Origin of the sequence: Roseateles albus, assembly GCF_028595345.1 — a bacterium.
Taxonomy (GTDB): domain Bacteria; phylum Pseudomonadota; class Gammaproteobacteria; order Burkholderiales; family Burkholderiaceae_C; genus Paucibacter_A; species Paucibacter_A albus.
In genome coordinates, this window is sequence record NZ_JAQQXT010000002.1 from 110,479 (window position 1) to 131,122 (window position 20,644).

The following is a 20,644-nucleotide window of genomic DNA, read 5'->3' on the forward strand; positions in this document are numbered from 1 at the left end:
GAGCGAATTCCTGCACAAGCTCAAGAGCTGACTTCGCTGACCTCACAAAAGTCTATTGAATCGGTCAGCACAGGCCTTGCGATGACAAGCTCAGGCCATGCCTTGATGCCGCAGCAAGGCGTCGATGTTCGGCTCGCGGCCGCGGAAGGCCTTGAAGCTTTCCATCGCGGGCCGAGAACCACCAACTTCAAGCACGTTTTGCAAATAACGCTGTCCGCAAGCGGCGTTGAAGACGCCCTCGACCTCAAAGGCGCTCCAGGCGTCAGCGCTGAGCAACTCGGCCCATTTGTAGCTGTAGTAGCCGGCCGAATAACCGCCCGCAAAAATGTGCGAGAAGCTGTGCTGGCTGCGGTTGAAGGCGGGTGCGGCCATCACGGCCACTTCGGCGCGTACTTGGTCGAGCAGTGCTTGCACGGTGGCCTCGCTGCCCCTTTCGGCATGCAAGCGCATGTCAAAGACCGAAAACTCGATCTGGCGCAGGGTCTGCAGCCCGCTTTGGAAGTTCTTGGCCGCCGTCATCTTGTCGAACAGCGCGCGCGGCAGCGCCTCGCCGGTGTCCACATGGCTGGTCAGTTTCTGAATCACTTCCCATTCCCAGCAGAAGTTCTCCATGAACTGACTGGGTAGTTCGACGGCATCCCATTCGACGCCGGAGATGCCGGAGACGCCGAGTTCGTCCACTTGCGTCAGCAGATGGTGCAGGCCATGGCCGAATTCGTGGAACAAGGTGGTGACGTCGTCATGGCTGAGCAGCGCGGGCTTGTCGGCGGTGGGCGAAGAGAAATTGCACACCAGCTGCGCCACCGGCGTTTGCTGCGCACCGTCCGGCCTCGCCCAGCGACTGCGCACCTCGTCCATCCAGGCGCCTGGGCGCTTGCCGTTGCGGGCATAGAGGTCGAGGTAGAACTGGCCGACAAGCGCTCCGTCTCTGACGAGTTGATAGAACTTGACCGACTCATGCCAGACCTCGGCCGGCTGCTCGCTGATCTTCACATTGAACAGGCGCTCAATGATGTCGAACAGACCGGCCAGCACGCGCGGCACGGTGAAGTACTGCCTGACTTCCTGGTCGCTGAAGGCGTAGCGCGCTTCCTTGAGCTTCTCGGACGCGTAGGCGGTGTCCCAGGGCTGCAGATCGGCCAGGCCCAGTTCCTTGGCGGCAAACTCGCGCAGCTCGGCCAGGTCTTTCTCGGCAAAGGGGCGGGCGCGGCTTGAGAGGTCGCGCAGAAAGTCCAGGACCTGGGTCGGCGAGTCGGCCATCTTGGCCACCATGGCGGCCTCGGCAAAGTTCGCAAAGCCCAGCAGCGCGGCCTCTTCATGGCGCAGACGCAGCAGCTCTTCGATGATGGCGCTGTTGTCCAGCTCAGGCTTGTCGCCCAGTTCGCTGGCACGGGTCACATAGGCGCGGTACAAACGTGCGCGCAAGTCGCGATTGCTCGCATATTGCATCACCGGCAAGTAGCAGGGGAAGTGCAGCGTTAGCTTGTGACCCTCTTTGCCCTCGGCCTTGGCGGCTTCAAGCGCGGCGCTGACGGCGTCGGCCGGCACGCCGGCCATTTCTTCGGCGCTCGCGTAATAGGCATAGCCGTCGGTCGCATCCAAGACATGCTCGGAGAACTGCTGGCCGAGTTCGGCGCTGCGCTCTTGAATCGCGGCGAAGCGGGCCTTGGCTTCGCCCTGCAACTCGGCGCCCGACAGCACGAAGTCGCGCAGCCAGAGCTTGAGCGCTTGCTGGCGCGGCGCGCTCAAGCTTGCCGCACCCGGGGCTGCGGCGATCGCCTTGTACTTGGCGTAAAGGGCTTCGTCGGCGCCGAGTTCGGTGAAGAATTCGGTGACGGCCGGCAACGCGGCGTTATAGGCCTCGCGCAGCTCGGGCGTGTTGGCGACGGCGTTCAGGTGGCTGACCGCGCCCCATGACGCCCCGAATCGTTCGGTGGCAACGCCCAAACTGGCCGACAGCGCGTCGTAGTCGGCCGGTGTTGCATCCGAGGTGGCGAGCGCCAGCGCCGCTCGTGATTCGCTCAGCAACTGCTCGATGGCGGGGGCAATGTGCTCGGGCTTGATGCTGGCGAAAGCGGGCAGGGCGGCGGTGGAGAGTAATGGGTTATTCATGCGGCCTGCGCTGCTGCTCGTTCGGCTGACTCGATGGTGTTGACCAAGAGCATGGTGATGGTCATCGGCCCAACGCCACCGGGCACCGGTGTGATCCAGCCGGCGACTTCTTTGACACCGTCAAAGTCGACGTCGCCGCAGAGTTTGCCTTCCTCGTTGCGGTTGATGCCCACGTCGATCACGACCGCGCCCGGCTTGACCATCTCGGCGGTCAAGACATTGCGGCGACCAACGGCGGCGACCACCACATCGGCTTGGCGGGTGTGAAAACCAATGTCCGGCGTGCCGCTGTGGCAGACCGTGACGGTCGCGTTGGCCTGCAGCAGCAGCAGGGCCATCGGCTTGCCGACGGTGTTGCTGCGGCCTATCACCACGGCGTGCTTGCCTTTCAAGTCATAGCCCGTGCTTTCGATCAACTTCATGCAGCCATAAGGCGTGCAGGGGCGAAAGCCGGGCAATTGGGTCATCAACTCGCCGGCGCTCAAGGTCGAGTAGCCGTCCACATCCTTGCTGGTGGCGATAGCTTCGATGACCTTGTGCGGGTCAATATGCTTGGGCAGCGGCATCTGTACCAAGATGCCGTGGATGCTGGGGTCATTGTTCAGGGCATCGATGCGGGCCAGCAAGTCGGCTTCGCTCATTGAGGCTTCGTACTTCTCTAACACCGAGTGCAGGCCGGCGTCGGCGCAGGCTTTGACCTTGTTGCGCACGTAGACATGGCTGGCCGGATCTTCACCAACCAGGATGACGGCCAACCCCGGCTTCACACCCTTGGCGGTCAGCGCCGCTGCGCGTAACGCCACATCGGCGCGAATCTGCTTGGACAGGGCCACGCCATCGATCAGTTCTGCGGTCATATTCATCTCCGAAAAAAGCAAAAGCGCGCTCTCGGCGCGCTTCTTGGGGTCAGGTCTTGATCAAGCCTTGGCCGGTGCGCCGAGGGCGATCTTCAGCAGATCGGCGACCGTGTTGGCATTCAACTTTTCCATGATGTTGGCGCGGTGCGCTTCCACCGTCTTGATGCTGATGCCAAGGTCATCGGCGATCTGCTTGTTCAAGCGGCCGGCGACGATGCGCTCCAGCACTTGCGACTCGCGCGTTGTCAGGCGCTGCAGCAAGGCATCGCGACTGGCGGCTTCTTGATGGGTGGAGAAGGCGGCTCTAGCCTGTTCGAGCATGCGCTCGACGATGGCGGCGAGTTCGTCTTCCTTGAAGGGCTTTTCGATGAAGTCCAGCGCGCCTTTTTTCATCGACTGCACGGCCATGGGCACGTCGCCGTGACCGGTGATGAAGACGATGGGCAGCGGGCTCTTGCGCTCCAGCAGACGGTCTTGCAACTCCAGGCCGCTCATGCCTTCCATGCGGATGTCGGCGATCAAGCAGGCGACTTCGCGCGGGTCATAACGGCTCAGGAATGATTCGGCCGAGTCAAAGCATTTAACGCGGTAGTCCTTGCCCTCAAGCAGCCATTGCAATGAGTCACGTACGGCCTCGTCATCATCGACAACGTAGACATTGCCCTTCTTCGGAATCAGACTCATGGTGTCGAAATTTGGTTTGTTGCTGCTGCTGGTGCTGTTGGCCCGCTCGCTCCGGCCACGCTGGTCGGCGCAGTCGGGTCAATGCGGGAGATGTCTACCGGGATGCTGAAGGCGAACCTGCAGCCCACAATAGCTGCGCCATTGTATAAGTTCTCGGCCCTGATCCGGCCCTTGTGCGACTCCACAATAGACCGGCATAACCCTAGGCCAATGCCCAGCCCGTCAGACTTGGTGGAGAAGAAGGCCTCGTACATGCGCGAGATCACTTCTTCCGGCATGCCCGGCCCCATATCGGTGACGCTGAAGTCGATATGGCCGCCCAACTCGGGCGTGTGCTTGGGGATCACGCGCAACTCGATATGCCGGCGCGAGGCCGGCAGGCCGGCGTTGTCGATCGCCTCGGCCGCGTTCTTGAGCAGATTCATCAAGACCTGCTCGATCAGGATAGGGTCCACCATCAACTGCGGCAGGCGCTGCGCGACATAGGTGTGGATGGCCACATTGCGCCGGCGCAGCTCGATGCCGGCCAACTCGACCGCGTCCTCGACGATGTCATGCGCCTGCGCGGCTTCGCGCTTGGGCTCGCTGCGCTTCACGAAGTTGCGGATGCGGTGAATGATCTGACCGGCGCGCTGGGCCTGCTTGGCGGTCTTCTCCAGCGCGGCCAATAGATCGTCTTTCTGTATCGCGTCATTGCGTACGCGCGACACCATGCCGTTGCAGTAGTTCGTTATCGCGGTGAGCGGCTGGTTCAGCTCATGCGCAACGCTGGATGCCATCTCGCCCATGGTCATCAAGCGGCTGGTCATCTGCGCTTTCTCGGCCTGCAGCGCGGCTTGTTCTTCGGCGCGGCGGCGGGTGGTGATGTCGGTGGCAATCAGCATCTGCGCCAGGCGGCCGTCGGTCCACTGCAGATAGCGTGTGCGCACGTCAAACCACATCTCCAGCGATTCGACAAAGACCTCACGCGGCGCGGTGCCGGCGTCGCTGAGGTGTTGGGCCGGCAGGCCGGAGTAGTCGTCGACTTCTTCGTCCACATCGGGGCCGGCGCTGCGACCCAACTGGCTACCCGACAGCAGCGCATGGCCGGCCGGGTCGGCGCCGAACCAGAGCCGGTAGCTGCGATTGGCGAACAGCAACTCGCCCTGCTGTACCGACAGCACCGACACCGCCGCATCCAGCCCCTCCAGCACGGTGGTGAAACGTTCGTGCGAGGCAGAGAGCTGGTCGCGTACGCGCTTGGCCTCGGTGATATTGGTCATCGAGGTCATCCAGCCGGTTTGCTTGCCCTTGGTGTCCACCAGCGGCGAGACATACATGCGGCCATCAAAAATGCTGCCGTCCTTGCGCAAAATCTTGACCTCGACGCCGCCGGCCGGGCTGCGGCCATGGATCTCTTGTTGCAGCAGGCGGGCGTTTTCTTCCAACCGGTCCGGAGGCCAAAAAGGGAAGGGCGGCTTGCGGCCTATCAGTTCGGCCTCCGAGAAGCCCGTCATCGCACAAAACGCCGGGTTGACGTAAGAGATGCGCGACTCCATATCGAGTGCGCGCATGCCGGTCAGCATCGAGTTCTCCATCGCGCGGCGGAAATTGGTTTCCGAGGTCAGCGCGGTTTGAATCTGCAAACGCCGGCGCATATGGCGCCAGGTGCCGAACAGCATCCAGACGGTCAGCGTAGACAGCGCCACCACCATCCAGAACAAGGTGTTGCTGATCAGTCCGATCGAGGTGCGGTAGCCTTCGCCGCGCAGCACCAGCCCGTTCATCGCAGGCGCCAAGGGCACTTCATGCAGGATGGAGGGGCGCTTATTGTTGCGTTTGCCCGGCATTTGCGTGACTGAACTCGCGACCATTTGGTCGCTGCTGTCAAACACAGCCATGCTGTGGCGCGCCGATACCTCGGACGGTACGTAATAGCGCAGCAGCGCCTCGACTGAGTACTCGGCAATCAAGACACCGGAGAAGCCAGTGCGGTCGATCAAGGGCACTTGCACCTGGAAAACTGCCGTACCGTTGTAGTCGCTGAAGACCTGCGAATAGACCGGTTGGCGCCGCTCCTTGGCGGCTTGAAACGCCGACTCCGGCGGGTTGGACTGGTTGGCCACCGGCATCGACGGGTCATTGCCGTCGGAATGCATCAGGCTATCGTCTTGAAAGCCGGCCCCGCTGACGCTGGCCCGCGTTTCGCGCCTGGCGTTGATCCAGGTGACATGGGTGACCTCGGGGCGCTCGCGCGCGAAGCCCTTGGCTTGCGCGCTGAAGTCATGGGTGTCCACCGCGCGCGTGACGATTTCCCGTGCAATGCGCATCAGCTGCTCTTGGTTTTCGATCAGGCGAACGCGGATTTGCTGCTGGGCGATTTCGGTATCGCGCTTGACCGCCTCGGATTCGCGCTCGATCTCCTCATTGCGCAAATACCAGAAGGCCAAAACGATAGCGGTCAAGAACAAAAGCACCGAGACCAAGGGGCCGAGAGTGGCGAAGCGGTCTTGTCGGGCGGGGGATTGGCGGCGCCACCAGCCGGAGGCTAGGCGCTGCAGAGGCAGCAGCAGTCTGCGCTTGGCGCTGGAGAGGTCGAATGCATTGGGCATGGCCGCAATTATCCGGGCAACTGGGGCGCTCGCTTTTCTGTCATTTCGCAGAGTTCGTTATGGTCTAATTTCTTAGTGAATTTCATTATATGAAACTTGCTCGCACGATTTGAGAGTGATCAAAACTTGTGCGACACTCCGCAGCGATGTATTCGATGTAAACCTCTAAATCAATTGGTCCTGCGCCTCTTCTTTCATCTGGGAGGCCGGCCCGAATCACTCAGACGGAGACTTCAGCCCATGTCCGCCCAGCCCCAGTCATTTTTTGGCGCTTTAGCCAACGACACCGATGCGATGGAAACCAAGGAGTGGTTGGACGCGCTGTCCGCCGTGATTGGTGAGGAGGGCGGCGAACGCGCGCACTTCTTGTTGAATCAGCTGATCGATCATGCCCGCCAAGCCGGCATCGATGTGCCGTTTTCGGCCACCACACCTTATGTGAACACGATCCCCGCCGACCAGGAAGCACGTTGCCCCGGCAATATTGAGATCGAGAAGCGCCTGCGCGCCTATATGCGCTGGAACGCGATGGCGATGGTGGTGCGGGCCAACCGCCTGAACCCGGAAGATGGCGGCGACCTGGGCGGCCACATCGGCTCCTTCGCCTCGCTGGCTTCGATGCTCGGTGCCGGTTTCAACCATTTCTGGCATGCCGAGAGTGAGAACCACGGCGGCGACCTGCTCTACATCCAGGGCCATAGCGCGCCCGGCATCTATGCCCGCGCCTTCCTGGAAGGCCGCCTGAGCGAAGAGCAGCTGGACAGCTTCCGCCAGGAAGTCGACGGCAAGGGCTTGTCCAGCTATCCGCACCCTAAGCTGATGCCCGAGTTCTGGCAGTTCCCGACCGTCTCAATGGGCCTCGGCCCCTTGATGGCGATCTACCAAGCGCGCTTCCTGAAGTATCTGCATGCGCGCGGCATTGCCAACACCGAGAACCGCAAGGTCTGGGCCTTTATGGGCGACGGCGAGATGGACGAGCCGGAATCGCTGGGCGCGATCGGCTTGGCCGCACGCGAAGGCCTGAACAATCTGGTCTTCGTCATCAACTGCAATCTGCAGCGCCTGGACGGCCCGGTGCGCGGCAATGGCAAGATCATTCAAGAGCTCGAAGGCGAGTTCCGCGGCAGCGGCTGGAATGTGATCAAGCTGGTCTGGGGCAAGGGCTGGGACGAACTGCTGGCGCGCGACAAGAGCGGCAAGCTCAAGCAGCTGATGATGGAAACCGTCGACGGCGACTACCAGGCGATGAAGGCCAATGACGGCGCCTTCGTGCGCAAGAATTTCTTCGGCAAGTACCCGGAGACTGCCAAGCTGGTCGAGCATATGAGCGACGAGGAGATCTTCGATCTGCGTCGCGGTGGCCACCAGCCCGAGAAGGTGTTTGCGGCCTTCCACGCTGCCCACAACAATGTCTCGAACCAACCGACGCTGCTGCTGATCAAGACCGTCAAGGGCTACGGCATGGGCAAGGCCGGCGAGGGCAAGAACACCGTCCACCAGACCAAGAAGCTGACCGACGAAGACATCAAGTACATCCGCGACCGCTTCGCCATCCCGATTCCCGACAGCGAGCTGCCCAAGCTGCCTTACTACAAGCCGGCCGAAGATACGCCCGAGATGCGCTATCTGCACGAGCGCCGCCAGGCCCTCGGCGGCTACCTGCCGCAGCGCCGCGTCAAGGCCGAAGAGAGCTTCACCGTGCCCTCGCTGGACACCTTCAAGGCCGTGCTGGAGCCGACCGCCGAAGGTCGCGAGATATCGACCACGCAAGCCTATGTGCGCTTCTTGACGCAGTTGCTGCGTGACAAGGATCTGGGCCGGCGCGTCGTGCCGATTTTGGTCGACGAGGCCCGTACCTTCGGCATGGAAGGCCTGTTCCGTCAGATCGGCATCTACAACCCCGCAGGTCAGAACTACACCCCGGTCGACAAAGACCAGGTGATGTATTACCGCGAGGCTAAGGACGGCCAGATCCTGCAGGAAGGCATCAACGAAGCCGGCGGCATGGCCAGCTGGATCGCCGCAGCGACGAGCTACTCGACCAATAACCGGGTGATGATCCCGTTCTACGTCTACTACTCGATGTTCGGCTTCCAGCGCATCGGTGATCTGGCCTGGGCGGCCGGCGATATGCAGGCACGCGGCTTCTTGCTGGGCGGCACCTCGGGCCGCACGACGCTGAACGGCGAAGGCCTGCAGCACGAAGACGGCCACAGCCATATCCTGGCCAGCACCATCCCGAACTGCATCAGCTATGACCCGAGCTTCGCGCATGAGGTCGGCGTGATTCTGCACAGCGGCTTGAAGCGCATGGTTGAAAACCAGGAGAACGTGTATTTCTACATCACGCTGCTGAACGAGAACTACGCGATGCCGGGCCTGAAGGCCGGCACCGAGGAGCAGATCCTGAAGGGCATGTATTTGCTGGAAGAAGCCGCCGGCGACAAGGCAATGACGGTCAATCTGCTCGGCTCCGGCACCATTCTGCGCGAAAGCCAGGCCGCCAAGGCCTTGCTGGAAGCCGACTGGGGCGTGGGCGCCCATGTCTGGAGCTGCCCAAGCTTCAACGAGCTGGCCCGTGAAGGCCAGGACGTTGAGCGCTGGAACCTCTTGCATCCGACCGAAGCGCAGCGCGGCAGCTTTGTGGGCCAGCAACTGAGCCAGACCAGCGGCCCGGTGATTGCCTCGACCGACTATATGAAGAACTACGCCGAGCAGATCCGTGCCTTTGTGCCAGCGGGGCGCTCGTACAAGGTGCTGGGTACCGATGGTTTCGGCCGTTCGGACTTCCGCAACAAGCTGCGTGAGCATTTCGAGATCAACCGGCATTACATCGTTGTGGCGGCGCTGAACTCCTTGGCCGATGAAGGCAAGTTGCCCAAGGCCAAGGTCGCCGAGGCGATTGCCAAGTACGGCATCAAGGCCGACAAAATCAACCCCCTGTACGCATAAGCGCCGCGGAGACAAGACATGGCATTGGTAGAAGTCAAGGTTCCCGATATTGGGGACGTCAAGGATGTGGCCGTCATTGAGTTGATGGTCAAGGTGGGCGACACGGTCGCGCTGGAGCAAAGCCTGATCACCGTCGAGAGCGATAAAGCCTCGATGGAGATCCCCAGCTCGGCCGCCGGCGTCGTCAAGGAAATCAAGATCGCCATCGGCGACAAGGTCAATGAAGGCAGCTTGGTGCTTTTGCTGGAGACTGCCGGTGAGGCTGCAGTTGCCGCGCCAGCACCGGCTCCGGCTCCGGCTGTTACTGCCGCTGCCGTTGCACCGGTCGCCGCGCCCGTAGCTGCCGCTGCTGCCCCCGCAGCCAGCGCGCTGGTCGAGGTCTTCGTGCCCGATATCGGCGACTTCGAGTCGGTCGCGGTGATCGAGGTGTTTGTCAAAGTCGGCGATACCATCAAAGTCGAGCAAAGCCTGATCACCGTCGAGAGCGACAAGGCCTCGATGGAGATTCCGTCCTCGCACGCCGGCGTGATCAAGGACTTGAAGGTCAAGCTCGGCGACAAGGTCGCCAAGGGCTCGCTACTGGCGATCGTGGAAGTGAAGGGTGCTGTTGCTGCGCCGGCTGCCGCTGCTGCTCCCGCCGCCGCTACATCTGTTGCCGCAGCCGCGCCTGCGGCCGCCGTTGCGGTGGCTGCACCGGCAGTCGTACCTGCCCACGAGCCGACTGTCATCAACACCAAGCTGCCGCACGCGTCCCCTAGCATTCGCCGTCAAGCGCGCGAGTTAGGTGTTCCGCTGGGCGAGGTCAAGGGCAGTGGCCCGCATGGCCGTATCCAGGAAATCGACTTGCAGGGCTTTGTGAAGTCGGTGATGGCCGGTGCCGTGCAGACGCTGGCGCAGAAGGCCTCGGCGCCTGCAGCTTCTTCCTCATCGGGTGGCGGTGGCTCCTTCCCCGGCCTGCTGGCCTGGCCCAAGGTGGACTTCGAGAAGTTCGGCGCGATTGAGCGCAAGGACATGTCTCGCATCAAGAAGATCAGCGGCGCCAATCTGCATCGCAACTGGGTCGTGATCCCGCATGTCACCAACCATGACGATGCCGACATCACCGAGCTCGAAGCCTTCCGTGTGCAGACGAACAAGGAAAACGAGAAGAACCCGGCGGCCGTCAAAGTGACGATGCTGGCCTTCATGATCAAGGCGGCGGTGGCGGCCTTGAAGAAGTTCCCCGAGTTCAATGCCTCGCTCGAAGGTGAGGGCGACGCGCAAAAGCTGGTGCTCAAGAAGTACTTCCACATTGGCTTTGCGGCCGATACGCCGAATGGCTTGGTCGTGCCCGTGATCAAGGATGCCGACAAAAAGGGCATCTTCCAGATCAGCCAGGAGATGGGCGAGCTGGCCAAGAAGGCGCGCGACGGCAAGTTGGGCCCGGCCGAGATGAGCGGCGGCTGCTTCACGATCTCGTCCTTGGGCGGCATCGGTGGGCGCTACTTCACGCCCATCATCAATGCGCCCGAAGTGGCCATCATGGGCGTGTGCAAGAGCCAGATCGAGCCGAAGTGGGACGGCAAGGCCTTCCAACCGCGTTTGATGTTGCCGCTGAGCCTGAGCTGGGATCACCGCGTCATCGACGGCGCGGCTGCCGCTCGCTTCAATGTTTACTTTGCATCCTTGCTGGCGGACTTCCGTCGCATCGTGCTCTGATCGGGGTTGAACATGGCATTGATAAACGTAACGGTACCTGACATCGGTGATGTCAAGGATGTGGCCGTCATCGAGCTGCTGGTCAAACCCGGCGACACGGTGGCTAAGGAGCAGAGCCTGATCACGGTCGAAAGCGACAAGGCCTCGATGGAGATCCCTTCATCGCATGCCGGCGTGGTTAAGGAAATCAAGGTTTCGCTCGGCGACAAGGTTAATCAGGGTACTTTGGTGCTGACGCTGGAGAGCGCCGAGGCTGTAGCTGCTGCACCGGCTCCTGCTGCCCCAGTCGCTGCACCAGTGAGCGCCCCAGTTGTCGCGCCTACCGCCGCTGCAGCCTATGCCGGCAGCGCCGACCTCAGCTGCGATTTGTTGGTGCTGGGCGCCGGACCCGGCGGCTATTCGGCCGCCTTCCGCGCCGCTGATCTGGGATTGAAGGTCATTGTGGTTGAGCGTTATGCGGCGCTCGGCGGCGTCTGCCTGAACGTCGGCTGTATCCCGTCCAAGGCGCTGCTGCATGTGGCGGCGGTGATGGACGAGGTCTCCCACCTGGGTGATCTGGGTGTTGACTTTGGCGCGCCTAGTGTCAATGTCGACAAACTGCGCGGCCACAAGGAAAAGGTCATCAGCAAACTGACCGGCGGCCTGGCCGCGATGGCCAAGATGCGCAAGGTCACGGTCGTGCGCGGCTACGGTTCCTTCATCGACGCCCACCATGTCGAGGTCGAAGAGACCAGCGGCGAGGCGCAAGCCAAGACCGGCGCGAAGAAGACCATCCACTTCAGCCAGGCCATCATCGCGGCCGGCTCGCAAGCGGTGCGTCTGCCTTTCCTGCCTCAAGACGAGCGCATTGTCGACTCGACCGGTGCGCTTGAATTGAAGGGCACGCCGAAGAAGATGTTGATCATCGGCGGCGGCATCATCGGCCTGGAAATGGGCACGGTCTATTCGACGCTGGGCGCTCGCTTGGACGTGGTCGAGATGCTCGACGGTCTGATGCAAGGCGCCGACCGTGACTTGGTTAAGGTCTGGCAGAAGATGAACGCCAAGCGCTTCGACAACATCATGTTGAAGACCAAGACGGTAGGCGCGACCGCCACACCCGAAGGCATCAAGGTGCAGTTCGAGGGTCTGGACGGAACCAAGAGCGAAGGCCTTTACGACCTGGTCTTGCAAGCCGTGGGCCGCACGCCGAATGGCAAGAAGGTGGCCGCCGAGAAGGCCGGCGTGGCGGTCACCGACCGCGGCTTCATCAATGTCGATGTGCAGATGCGCACCAATGTGCCGCATATCTTCGCCATCGGCGATGTGGTCGGCCAGCCGATGTTGGCGCACAAGGCGGTGCACGAGGCCCATGTTGCGGCCGAAGTCGCAGCCGGCGTGCAGCTAGGCGACGCGAACTTAGCCAAGAGCCAGTTCGATGCCCGCGTGATCCCGAGTGTGGCTTATACCGATCCTGAAGTGGCATGGGTCGGTCTGACTGAGGACCAGGCCAAGGCGCAAGGCATCAAGGTCAAGAAGGGCCTGTTCCCCTGGACTGCCTCGGGCCGCGCGATTGCCAATGGCCGCGATGAAGGCTTCACCAAGCTGCTGTTTGACGACTCGCCGGAAGCCCATGGCCACGGCAAGATCCTCGGCGGCGGCATCGTTGGCACCCACGCCGGCGACATGATCGGCGAGATCGCCCTGGCGATCGAGATGGGCGCCAACGCCGTCGACATCGGCAAGACGATTCACCCGCATCCAACGCTGGGTGAGTCGATCGGCATGGCCGCCGAAGTCGCGCATGGCTCTTGTACCGATTTGCCGCCAACGCGAAAGTAAACAGTTAGATAGGCGGGCGGTTTGCTCCGCTTCGCTGTCTCAAAGGCCCGGCTCGGTGACGATCCGGGCTTTTTCTTTGAATGCTCAAATTTTGACTCGTGATCCGGCGGCCGACGAGCGAGCCCACTGCCGCTATGGCCTCAAGGTTCGCAAACCCTTGTCTGCGCGGCAGGATGCAGTTGGGCATAAGTTGCGTCAAACCGAATATGCTGCGCCTGCAGCCACTCGACCTGGGCCGGCCGTTTCAGGAAAGCGGTCAATTGCGGCAACACGGCCAAGTGCTTGGAGTGCTTGGACATTTGCATGAGCAGTCGGCCCTCAGTCACCTGGGCTGGCAGCAGGCGCAGTTGCCCCTCGCAGCCCATGCTGCGGATCAGTTGCTGGCCGGCGAGCCGTGCAGTGATCACCGCGTCAAGTCGGCCCAGCGTGAGTTTTTGCAGATTGCGTGCTTCGCTGAGGGCAATATCGAGCCGAGCATGCTGCGCCAGATAATTGTCGAAATCCGACCCGAAGCTCACCCCGCGCCCCATGCCAATTCGCAGGCCTTTCAGGTCGGCCCAGGATTTGTACACCAGGCTGCTGTCCCGGCGTACGATCAGCACCGCTTCGTTGTGGCCGATCGGGGGCTCCACCATCACCGCGTACTCGCGCCGCTTGTCGTTCGCAAAGGCGCACAGGTTCACGTCTACCTCGCCGTTCTCGACCATCAGCTGGCACCGGGCCCATGGGATGGGTGGCTCCACCTTCAGCGTCAGCCCTACTGCAGAGAAAGCGCGCCGCGCTGCCTCCACGCAAACGCCGATCAGCTGCCCTTCATGATCCCAACTCATGGGCGGTGCGGCTGGGTGGCCGCAGGCCCGCACCACCGCTTGAACCCCGGGGCCGTTCTCGGCCCAGACGCTGGCGGTCAGGCACATCAGGAGGATAGACGAGCGGATGAGCATCGTGGGGCAGGGTACCACCTAGTGCCAAGCGTTTGGGGCGCATGTCGCCGGGGGCTAAAGCTTGGTTCAGAATGCCAGCCGCCGACCGGCGATTCAACCCTGCCGCTCCTTCATGCTGCCACGCAAGGTCTGGCCCTGCAGTGAAGCCTTAGTGGGCGGTGCCGCCTAAATTGATTTGACCAAGTTTCAGCCCGCCATTCTTGTGTCGCCGCTCGACCATTGACAATGGGCGCTTGAAGCTTCACCGCTTGCTCATCAACCCTGCTGCCTCGAATGCGCCTTGATCTCACATTAGCAAACCGTTTAGCCGTGTGTCCCTCAGGCGGCGGCGAGCGCCTTCGCTGGCGGATTGCGCTGCCGCTGTTGATGTGCCTGCTTGACCCGCTCAAGCGCTCAGCTCTGCTCGTGGTGGTTTTGACTTGCCTCGCCCACGGCCTCGCTGCTGCCAGCGCCATCACGGAGCTGCGTGTCGTCGTGCCCTCGCTGCCCTCCAGTGCGGCGGCCTACTCGAACTACTTCCCTCAACTGCTGCGCCTGGCGCTCGAGAAGACCAAACCCAGCGACGGGCCCTACCGCATCGAGTATTTCAAAGGGCTGCTGAGCAGCCCGCGGCAGGTCTCGGAGTTGAAGAACAATACTGGTTTGATTGATCTGATCTGGGACGGCAGCGACAAGCAACGCGAAGCCGACTTGCTGCCGATCAGGATTTCGCTATTGCGCCAGTTGAACGACTACCGGGTGTTTTTGATTCGAGCCGAGGATCAAGAGAAATTTCAAAACCTGCGCAGCTTGGATGAGCTGCGCCAATTCAGTGCCGGTTCGGGCGTGAACTGGCCCTCGACCGCCGTGCTGCGAGCCAACGGACTGCGTGGTGAGACCAGCACCGTCTACGAAAACTTGTTTGCCATGCTGGGGGCCAAGCGCTTCGATTACTTTCCGCGCGGGCTTCATGAGGCTTGGGTCGAGCAGCAAGCCCATGCCGACAAGGGCCTGGCGGTCGAGTCGTCGATCTTTTTGCACTATGAGGTGCCGGTCTATTTCTTTGTCAGTCGAGACCGCCCTGAGTTGGCCGATCGCATCGCGCGAGGCCTGAACATCGCGCTCAAAGATGGTAGTTTCGAGGCCTTGTTTCTGAGCATCCCCAGCTTCAGGCGTGGCCTGGCCGAGATCAAAGCCAGTCAGCGCCGTATTTTCGAACTGAAGCCGCAGTAGCTTTGTTGAGTTTTCTACGGCCCGTCTTTACGGCCCGTCACTACGGCCCTTCTCTGCAGACTGCCGGCAAGGTGGCGACCGAGCCTCGATTCGAAATCAGCTGAGACCAGCCCCGCCGTTTCAAACCTGCCGTTGCCTCAACCTTTGCATCTCCCGCTCCATCATGCTGCCGCGCAAGTCCTGACCCTGCAGCGAAGCCCAGGTGACGATGCCGTGAATGACCAGGCCTAAACCCCAGCCCCAAATCGGGAACGGGGCATGGCCAAAATGCCAGCTTCGGTCGCTCAACAAGCCCAGCAGATAGAAGCCCGCGTTGACGCAGCAGAACACCAGCAAGTGGGTCAAAAAGCCCAGCTTGGCATCGACACGCTTCTTGGCTTGCGCCTCCAAACTGTTGCTGCTGCTGTCCTTGTCACCGACGCTGCTACTGTCGTTCAGGTTTGTCATCACGTTCTCCTGGGTGGAATGGGTTGCGATGACTGAACTGTGCCTGGCTGTTTTGGGCAGGCCCAGGGCCTTGTGACGAAAGGCAAGCCACTGGCGCGAATGAGCACAGGCGGCGACAAACGGTTCAAGCCGGTTTGGGCAGGCTGGCGCAATTGGCCACGCCAAAACGGTCTACTTGCACGCGGTAGCGCGCACCCAGCCGGTGTGCCTGCCATTGGGCCAGCGGCAGTCGGCAGGTCCAGACTTGCTCGGTATCGTTTTGCAGCAGCAACTCGTAAAAGGCCTCACGCTTGCCGGCTCGTTCGGCGCCCAGTTGGTCGGCGGGCAATCCATTGAGTTTGGGCTCGGGCCACTGGGGCGGGGCCGGTGCCGCGCCCTCGGCCCTGGACATGCGCATGGTGCGCCACTGTGGGCGGGTGAAGCGGCAATGCTCGGCCGGATCGGGCCTCGCGCCGCTGGGGTCAAGGATGAGGCGGCGGTTGATATTGCGCGCTTCGGCCGGCATCTCGTCGCACCAGCTCGATTCGCCTTCTTCCAGCAGCTTCTCGATCTCGATGTCCAGTCGCCAGGTTTTGCTGACTAGTTCAACCGCCATGCCGCTGGGCTTGAGCCACAGCCACCAGAGCAGCGGGCCCAAGCTCAGCAATATGCACAGGCCGGCCACCAAAAGACGGCTGCGATCGGGTTTTGGTCTGGGGAGTTCGGAGCGTTGAGGGTGAGCCGCTGCCATCACGCGCAGTTCAAGAACGAGATGCAAATTTACACATGGGTCGCTTTGAAAGCTGGTCCCTCCGACAGGAATCGAACCTGTATTTGCCGCTTAGGAGGCGGCCGTTCTATCCATTGAACTACGGAGAGATGCCCCGAGCTCGGGGCGGGCCGCATTCTCTCACGATTGGCGTGCGCCTACTCCCAGCGCCATTGCCAAATCAGATCCAGCGAATTGTCATCTCCCGATTGCGCGCGCAAGGTGAAGCGTTGCGCGAGCCGGTAGATGGCCTGCCAGCTGCCCCGCGTGGCGTTGAGGCCGCGCTCGTAGCCGACATACCAGCGGTTAGAGATTTGCTTGCCTAAGCGCACCACGGTGCCTTGCGCTTGGTCGCCGCTGTCGCTGAAAGAAAGATCGTCCAGGCCGACCGATTTGATCAGCTTGGAGGTGGTGCTCTCGCCGGTGCCGCTCAGCAAGGCCATGGCGGCGCTGCTCAGCAGTGCGTTGTCGCGGCTGTTGAGCTCATCCGGGCCGCGCCCCAGCAGCAACCAAGACAACATGCTGCGCTCGTCCAGCGTCGGCTCGGAATACAGCTTCACGCGTGGGTTGCGCGCCGTGCCGGTGATGGTGACGCCGATGCGCTGCTCTTCCTGCGTCGGGCGTATCGCCAGCACGTCCAGGCGTGGGTTGTCTATCACGCCGTTGAAGATGATCAGCCCGCGCTCGATGGCGAGCTTCTGCCCGTAGGCGGCAAAGGTGCCGCTTTCGGTGCGGATGCGGCCGTGCAGAGCCGGCCCATGTGAGGCTTGGGTGAGTTGTAAATTGCCGGCCAGCAAGGTATCCAGACCGAAGCCAGTGACGCGCAGCTTGTTGCCCAGGTCAATGTCGATCTTGACCTTGACCTTGCGGTGTCGGGCGCCATTGGCTGCGCGGCCGGCGTCGGCGGCGGCCTCGGCCGTTTCGGGGCGCACCACCTCGACATCGCTGTCCAGTGTTGGCGCATTGCCGCGTGAGAAGTCAAAAAATCCTTCATGCACGTTCAGCTGACCCGTTATGTCGAGGGCGTCTGCGTCCAGCTTCAGATCCAGCTTGCCGTTGACGGCCAAACGTTGGTCAACCCGGCGCAGCAGCGCGAACTTGTCGGCCAGGATTTGAAAATCGGCGCGCGGTGAGGCGCCCAGCAGCATATCGCCCTGGGCCGTTAATTGGCCGTCGCCGGCATGGGCTTCGAAGTGTTCAAGTCGGGCGCGCTCGCCGTCCAGGCTGAGCGCGAACTCGCCGCGTTGCAGGTCCACGCCCAGCAAGGGGTTGCGCAGTACCAGGTTGGCGCCGCCGGCCTTGCCCTTGACCTGGGGCGCACTCAAGCGCCCGTCGAAGTTCGCACTGGCGAACACGCTGCCACCCAGGCGCCAGCCGGTCGGTACCCAGGCTCCCCAGGTGCTGAGGTTGGCGATGCGAACCTCCAGCACGCCCTCCAGCTTGGCGTCAGCCTTGGGCCAGAGCGCGCTGGGGTCGGCATTGCGCGCGGTCAGGGCGCCGGCCAGCACGCCGACATTGCTGCCGGCCAGTGCTTCCGTCAGATGCCACACGCCGGGGCTGCCGATGACGCCTATGCGTGCGTCGCTGAGTGCCAGTTGTTGCACGCCGCTGTCATCGGTGACCGACAAGTCGCCGCCGCTACGCTCCAGCGCAATATCGGCGCTGAAGCTTGGGCTGGTCTTGATGCGGGCATGGCCCACCATCAGCAGATTGCCGCCCCAGCCAAAGTCGGGCTGCCAGCGGTTCAGCAAGGGCGCCACGGCCAGCGGCTCCATCGCCAGGTCGATGTCGATCGCTGTTTTGCTGTCGGCTGTGGCCGCTTGCATTTGCATGCTCTTCCAACTCAGGCCCGCGCCGAGCAGCTCCAGCCGGCCCGGCTCAAGACGCAGCTGCTTGAGGGCGGCCTGTGGCGCCAGCTCCAGCGCCAAGGCCAGACCATCGGCCTTCAGCCAGGGGGCTTTGGCCAGCGCTTTGGCGTCGGCGGCTTGCGTGCGGGTTTTGGCGCCTGTGTTGGGCGCGTTGTCCGGCTGCGCTTGCGCCAGTAGCTTGATCTCGCTTGCACGCCACTGGGCGCCGCTGCGCCAGGCCGCATTCGGTGTGCTGCTGAGCCCGCCCAAGCCGCTGAGGCTGAAGGGGCCGCGCAGCATCTGCTCGGCCGGCTGGCCCGGTGGGATCAGCGCAGCCGGCATCTTGCCTTCGGCCAAGGCTTGCAGGTTCAGGCGATGCTGGGCCCAAGTGCCTTGCAGCTTGGCGCTGGCGCTGGGGACCTTCCAGCCGTTGCCGCTGAGCTGGGCCAGCTTGGCGCTGATGTCGAGCGCGGCATCTTTGGCGCTGCCAAGCTCCCAATGCAGCTCGGCGCTGCCCAGGCTGAGCGCTGTTGCGCTTGACTTGGCGGCGCTGTCACCGGCACCGCTGAATTTCAACGTTTGGGCTTGCAGGTCGGCTTGAGTCTGCCAGGCCCAGCCTTCGTCGGCCGCGCCGGGCTTGGTCGGGTCGGATCTTGTCCGGCCTGTCGGGCTACTAGCGCCAGGCTGGGCGCGCAGAGTGAACTTGCCGCTCAGGCCGCCTTCCAGGCGCGGCGCTTGGGTCTGCTTGTCTTGGGCGAAGGCCGCCAACAGCGGTTGCAAGCCCGCCAGTTGCTCGAAGCGCAGATCGGCATCGGCGAGCACATGGCCGGCCGAGTTCAGGCTGGCCTGGGCCAGCAACTGATTGACCGCGCCGGCCTGCAGGGCCAGCTTGAGGCTGGGCAGGCTGCTGCGGTCATTGAATAGATAGCTCAGATCGGCGCTGACAGGCACGCCGCCGACCTGGGTGGGCAGCAGTTGCAGCCGGGCCGAGCCGGTGGGCGCTTGCTGCAGCAAGTTGCCGGCCCTGCCGGACTGCGCAGGTACAGGCCCGGCCTGCAAATTGGCTTCGAATAGCGCGGCCAGCGCTTGCGGGCTCTGTTGCCAGGCGCTGCCTTCGCGGCCCCGCCAATAGCGGCGCAGGTCGGGCACTTGGCCGCTGGCCTTGGCCTGCGCAGCCCAGCCTTGCGCCAGGCTGCCGGCCTTGTTGAGGTTCAAGCGTCCACTGGCCTGCAGCTCCGAGCCGTCGGACAGCAGGCGCAAGGACTGCACCTGGAGCCCGCTGCTGGAGGCCTCGGCCTGGGCCTGCAGGCTCAGCGTGGCGGGCGGGGCGACACTTGTGCCGGGACTCATGCCTGTGCCACTGCGGGCCAGGCGGCCGTCCAGGCGGGCTTTCATGCGCAGCAAGAGCGGCGGCGGGCCGTCGGCCTGCAGCTGGTTGACGGCGCGCCCGGTGCTGAGTTCGATTTCGCCGGCCAGCTGCAGCGCGGCCGCGCGGGAGTCCAGGCCTTCGCTGCGCAGGCCGTCCAGGGCGATCACCACCTGGCTGCCGCTTTGCTTGGAGCTGTTGCCCCGCGCATGCACGCGGCCGGCTGGTTGCTGCGCCGCGCCCAGCAGCAGCTCAAGCTGCTTGATGCTGAGGGCGGCCGGGTCGCCGGGAGCAAAGTTCAGGTCTAAGTTCAAGGCGCGCACCGGTAGGCGCTGCGCGTCCCAAAGGCCGGCCAGGGTATTGCTCAGCTCGGTCTTGATATTGAGGCTGGACGCAGCGCCGGGCTTGGCCTGGGGCAGTAGTTGCAGGGCGGCTTGGCCTGTCAGCGCGGTGCGGGGCAGGCCGGAAGCAAGGGCGGAGAGGTCCAGATTGCGGGTGTCGAGCTTGGCCTGGGGCAGCGGCCAGTCGGCAAAGGGCAGCAGCTGCGCCTGTAAGTGCATCTGCTGCGCCAAGGCCTGCAAATCGGCGCTGAGCGCAAGCGAGTGCAGCGGCCCCGTCAGCTTGGCCTGGGTGTTCCAGGCCGGCAGATCTTGGCTGCTATTGGCCTGGGATTGCAGGTCCAGTGCTGCCTGCAGCTGCATCTCGCCGCTGGTCTGGATGCTGGCGGACGCCTGCAGTTGCAGCAGATCCCAGCGCACATGCTGGATGTTGAGTTGATGCAGCGCGCCGCCCTTGGCGCTCAGGTCCAGGCTGGCGCGCAGCTCGGTCAGCGGCTTGTCGCTCAAGGAGGGCAGGGCCAGCTCGTCCACCTGCAGTGACGCGATGTGCAGGCCTAGCGGCAGTTGCAAATCGGCGGGCGGCTTGCTGGGCTCGGCGCTGGGGTGGAGCAGCAACTGCACGCGCTGCGCCTGCAGACCTTGCAGGCGCAGGTCGGCCCAGAGCCCGGGCGAGGCGTTCCAGGCCAGGCTCAGGCCTTGCCAGCGCAAATTGTCGATCTCCAGCCGGTCTTGCGAGCCGGGCAGGGTGTAGCGCAGCTTGGCCGCCGACAGGTCGCCGATCAAGCTGCCTTGCAGTGCTTCGACCTCCAGGCCCGGTACCTGACTCAAGAGCCAAGTGCTGCCAGGCTGCGTGGCCAGACCCCACCACAGCGTGCAGCCGGCAGCAGCAAGCAGCACCGGCAAGGCCAGCACACTGGGCAGCAGGCCGGGGCCGCGCCGCCACAAAGGTTTTTTCTTTGGCGCGGGCACTCCTGCTGGAGAGCCCGCAGGATGGGCCGCCGCCGACGGTTCAATCATGGGTGCTAAC

At 63.1% G+C, this 20,644-nt stretch carries 12 protein-coding genes and 1 tRNA gene; 4 read left to right on the plus strand and 9 right to left on the minus strand.

Annotated features, from left to right (window positions below):
* Positions 1–90: 90 nt before the first annotated feature.
* Genes PRZ03_RS03490 through PRZ03_RS03505 form a run of 4 tightly spaced genes read right to left on the minus strand, consistent with a single transcriptional unit; the run spans position 91 to position 6,244 of the window.
* Positions 91–2,112 carry a M3 family metallopeptidase gene (locus PRZ03_RS03490; RefSeq protein ID WP_273599053.1) on the minus strand — a complete coding sequence of 674 codons (2,022 nt, stop codon included), beginning with the start codon at positions 2,110–2,112 and terminating at the stop codon, positions 91–93.
* Positions 2,109–2,969, minus strand: a complete 861-nt coding sequence (folD, locus tag PRZ03_RS03495) for a bifunctional methylenetetrahydrofolate dehydrogenase/methenyltetrahydrofolate cyclohydrolase FolD (RefSeq protein WP_273599054.1) — start codon at positions 2,967–2,969, stop codon at positions 2,109–2,111. The genes PRZ03_RS03490 and folD overlap by 4 nt, the downstream gene beginning before the upstream one ends.
* Positions 2,970–3,029: 60 nt before the next feature.
* Entirely contained in the window at positions 3,030–3,653 is a 624-nt protein-coding gene (locus tag PRZ03_RS03500) for a response regulator transcription factor (protein ID WP_263531809.1), read from the minus strand.
* Positions 3,650–6,244 carry a PAS domain S-box protein gene (locus PRZ03_RS03505; RefSeq protein ID WP_273599055.1) on the minus strand — a complete coding sequence of 865 codons (2,595 nt, stop codon included), beginning with the start codon at positions 6,242–6,244 and terminating at the stop codon, positions 3,650–3,652. The genes PRZ03_RS03500 and PRZ03_RS03505 overlap by 4 nt, the downstream gene beginning before the upstream one ends.
* 240 nt (positions 6,245–6,484) lie before the next feature.
* Here PRZ03_RS03505 and aceE point away from each other — a divergent pair, with 240 nt between their 5' ends.
* The 3 genes from aceE to lpdA are packed head-to-tail and all read left to right on the plus strand — an operon-like array spanning position 6,485 to position 12,715.
* Positions 6,485–9,196 carry a pyruvate dehydrogenase (acetyl-transferring), homodimeric type gene (gene aceE, locus PRZ03_RS03510; RefSeq protein ID WP_273599056.1) on the plus strand — a complete coding sequence of 904 codons (2,712 nt, stop codon included), beginning with the start codon at positions 6,485–6,487 and terminating at the stop codon, positions 9,194–9,196.
* A gap of 18 nt (positions 9,197–9,214) precedes the next feature.
* Positions 9,215–10,894, plus strand: coding sequence for a dihydrolipoyllysine-residue acetyltransferase (gene aceF / locus PRZ03_RS03515; protein ID WP_273599057.1), 1,680 nt, complete (start codon positions 9,215–9,217; stop codon positions 10,892–10,894).
* A gap of 12 nt (positions 10,895–10,906) precedes the next feature.
* Positions 10,907–12,715, plus strand: coding sequence for a dihydrolipoyl dehydrogenase (lpdA, locus tag PRZ03_RS03520; protein WP_273599058.1), 1,809 nt, complete (start codon positions 10,907–10,909; stop codon positions 12,713–12,715).
* A gap of 140 nt (positions 12,716–12,855) precedes the next feature.
* Here the strand turns inward: lpdA and PRZ03_RS03525 are convergent, their stop codons facing one another.
* The gene (locus PRZ03_RS03525; protein WP_273599059.1) at positions 12,856–13,659 is read right to left on the minus strand and encodes a substrate-binding periplasmic protein; all 804 of its coding nucleotides are present in this window, start codon (positions 13,657–13,659) and stop codon (positions 12,856–12,858) included.
* Between the two features lie 309 nt (positions 13,660–13,968).
* Here PRZ03_RS03525 and PRZ03_RS03530 point away from each other — a divergent pair, with 309 nt between their 5' ends.
* Complete coding sequence (locus tag PRZ03_RS03530; RefSeq protein WP_273599060.1) at positions 13,969–14,871, plus strand: hypothetical protein; 903 nt, start codon at positions 13,969–13,971, stop codon at positions 14,869–14,871.
* Positions 14,872–14,991: 120 nt separating this feature from the next.
* On the opposite strand, the gene PRZ03_RS03535 is transcribed toward PRZ03_RS03530, so the two are convergent.
* The 4 genes from PRZ03_RS03535 to PRZ03_RS03550 form a co-directional block, all read right to left on the minus strand.
* Entirely contained in the window at positions 14,992–15,318 is a 327-nt protein-coding gene (locus PRZ03_RS03535; protein WP_273599061.1) for a 2TM domain-containing protein, read from the minus strand.
* Between the two features lie 124 nt (positions 15,319–15,442).
* The gene (locus tag PRZ03_RS03540; protein WP_263531817.1) at positions 15,443–16,075 is read right to left on the minus strand and encodes a hypothetical protein; all 633 of its coding nucleotides are present in this window, start codon (positions 16,073–16,075) and stop codon (positions 15,443–15,445) included.
* A 26-nt stretch (positions 16,076–16,101) separates the two neighbouring features.
* Positions 16,102–16,176, minus strand: a tRNA-Arg gene (locus PRZ03_RS03545).
* A gap of 48 nt (positions 16,177–16,224) precedes the next feature.
* Positions 16,225–20,634 (minus strand): translocation/assembly module TamB domain-containing protein, encoded by a 4,410-nt coding sequence (locus PRZ03_RS03550; RefSeq protein WP_273599062.1) that lies wholly within the window; start codon positions 20,632–20,634, stop codon positions 16,225–16,227.
* Between the last annotated feature and the right edge of the window lie 10 nt (positions 20,635–20,644).

Coding starts and splice junctions, on each gene's coding strand:
- PRZ03_RS03490 (WP_273599053.1), bottom strand. CDS start 2,112: ATGAATAACCCATTACTCTCCACCGCCGCCCTGCCCGCTTTCGCCAGC.
- folD (WP_273599054.1), bottom strand. CDS start 2,969: ATGACCGCAGAACTGATCGATGGCGTGGCCCTGTCCAAGCAGATTCGC.
- PRZ03_RS03500 (WP_263531809.1), bottom strand. CDS start 3,653: ATGAGTCTGATTCCGAAGAAGGGCAATGTCTACGTTGTCGATGATGAC.
- PRZ03_RS03505 (WP_273599055.1), bottom strand. CDS start 6,244: ATGCCCAATGCATTCGACCTCTCCAGCGCCAAGCGCAGACTGCTGCTG.
- aceE (WP_273599056.1), top strand. CDS start 6,485: ATGTCCGCCCAGCCCCAGTCATTTTTTGGCGCTTTAGCCAACGACACC.
- aceF (WP_273599057.1), top strand. CDS start 9,215: ATGGCATTGGTAGAAGTCAAGGTTCCCGATATTGGGGACGTCAAGGAT.
- lpdA (WP_273599058.1), top strand. CDS start 10,907: ATGGCATTGATAAACGTAACGGTACCTGACATCGGTGATGTCAAGGAT.
- PRZ03_RS03525 (WP_273599059.1), bottom strand. CDS start 13,659: ATGCTCATCCGCTCGTCTATCCTCCTGATGTGCCTGACCGCCAGCGTC.
- PRZ03_RS03535 (WP_273599061.1), bottom strand. CDS start 15,318: ATGACAAACCTGAACGACAGTAGCAGCGTCGGTGACAAGGACAGCAGC.
- PRZ03_RS03550 (WP_273599062.1), bottom strand. CDS start 20,634: ATGATTGAACCGTCGGCGGCGGCCCATCCTGCGGGCTCTCCAGCAGGA.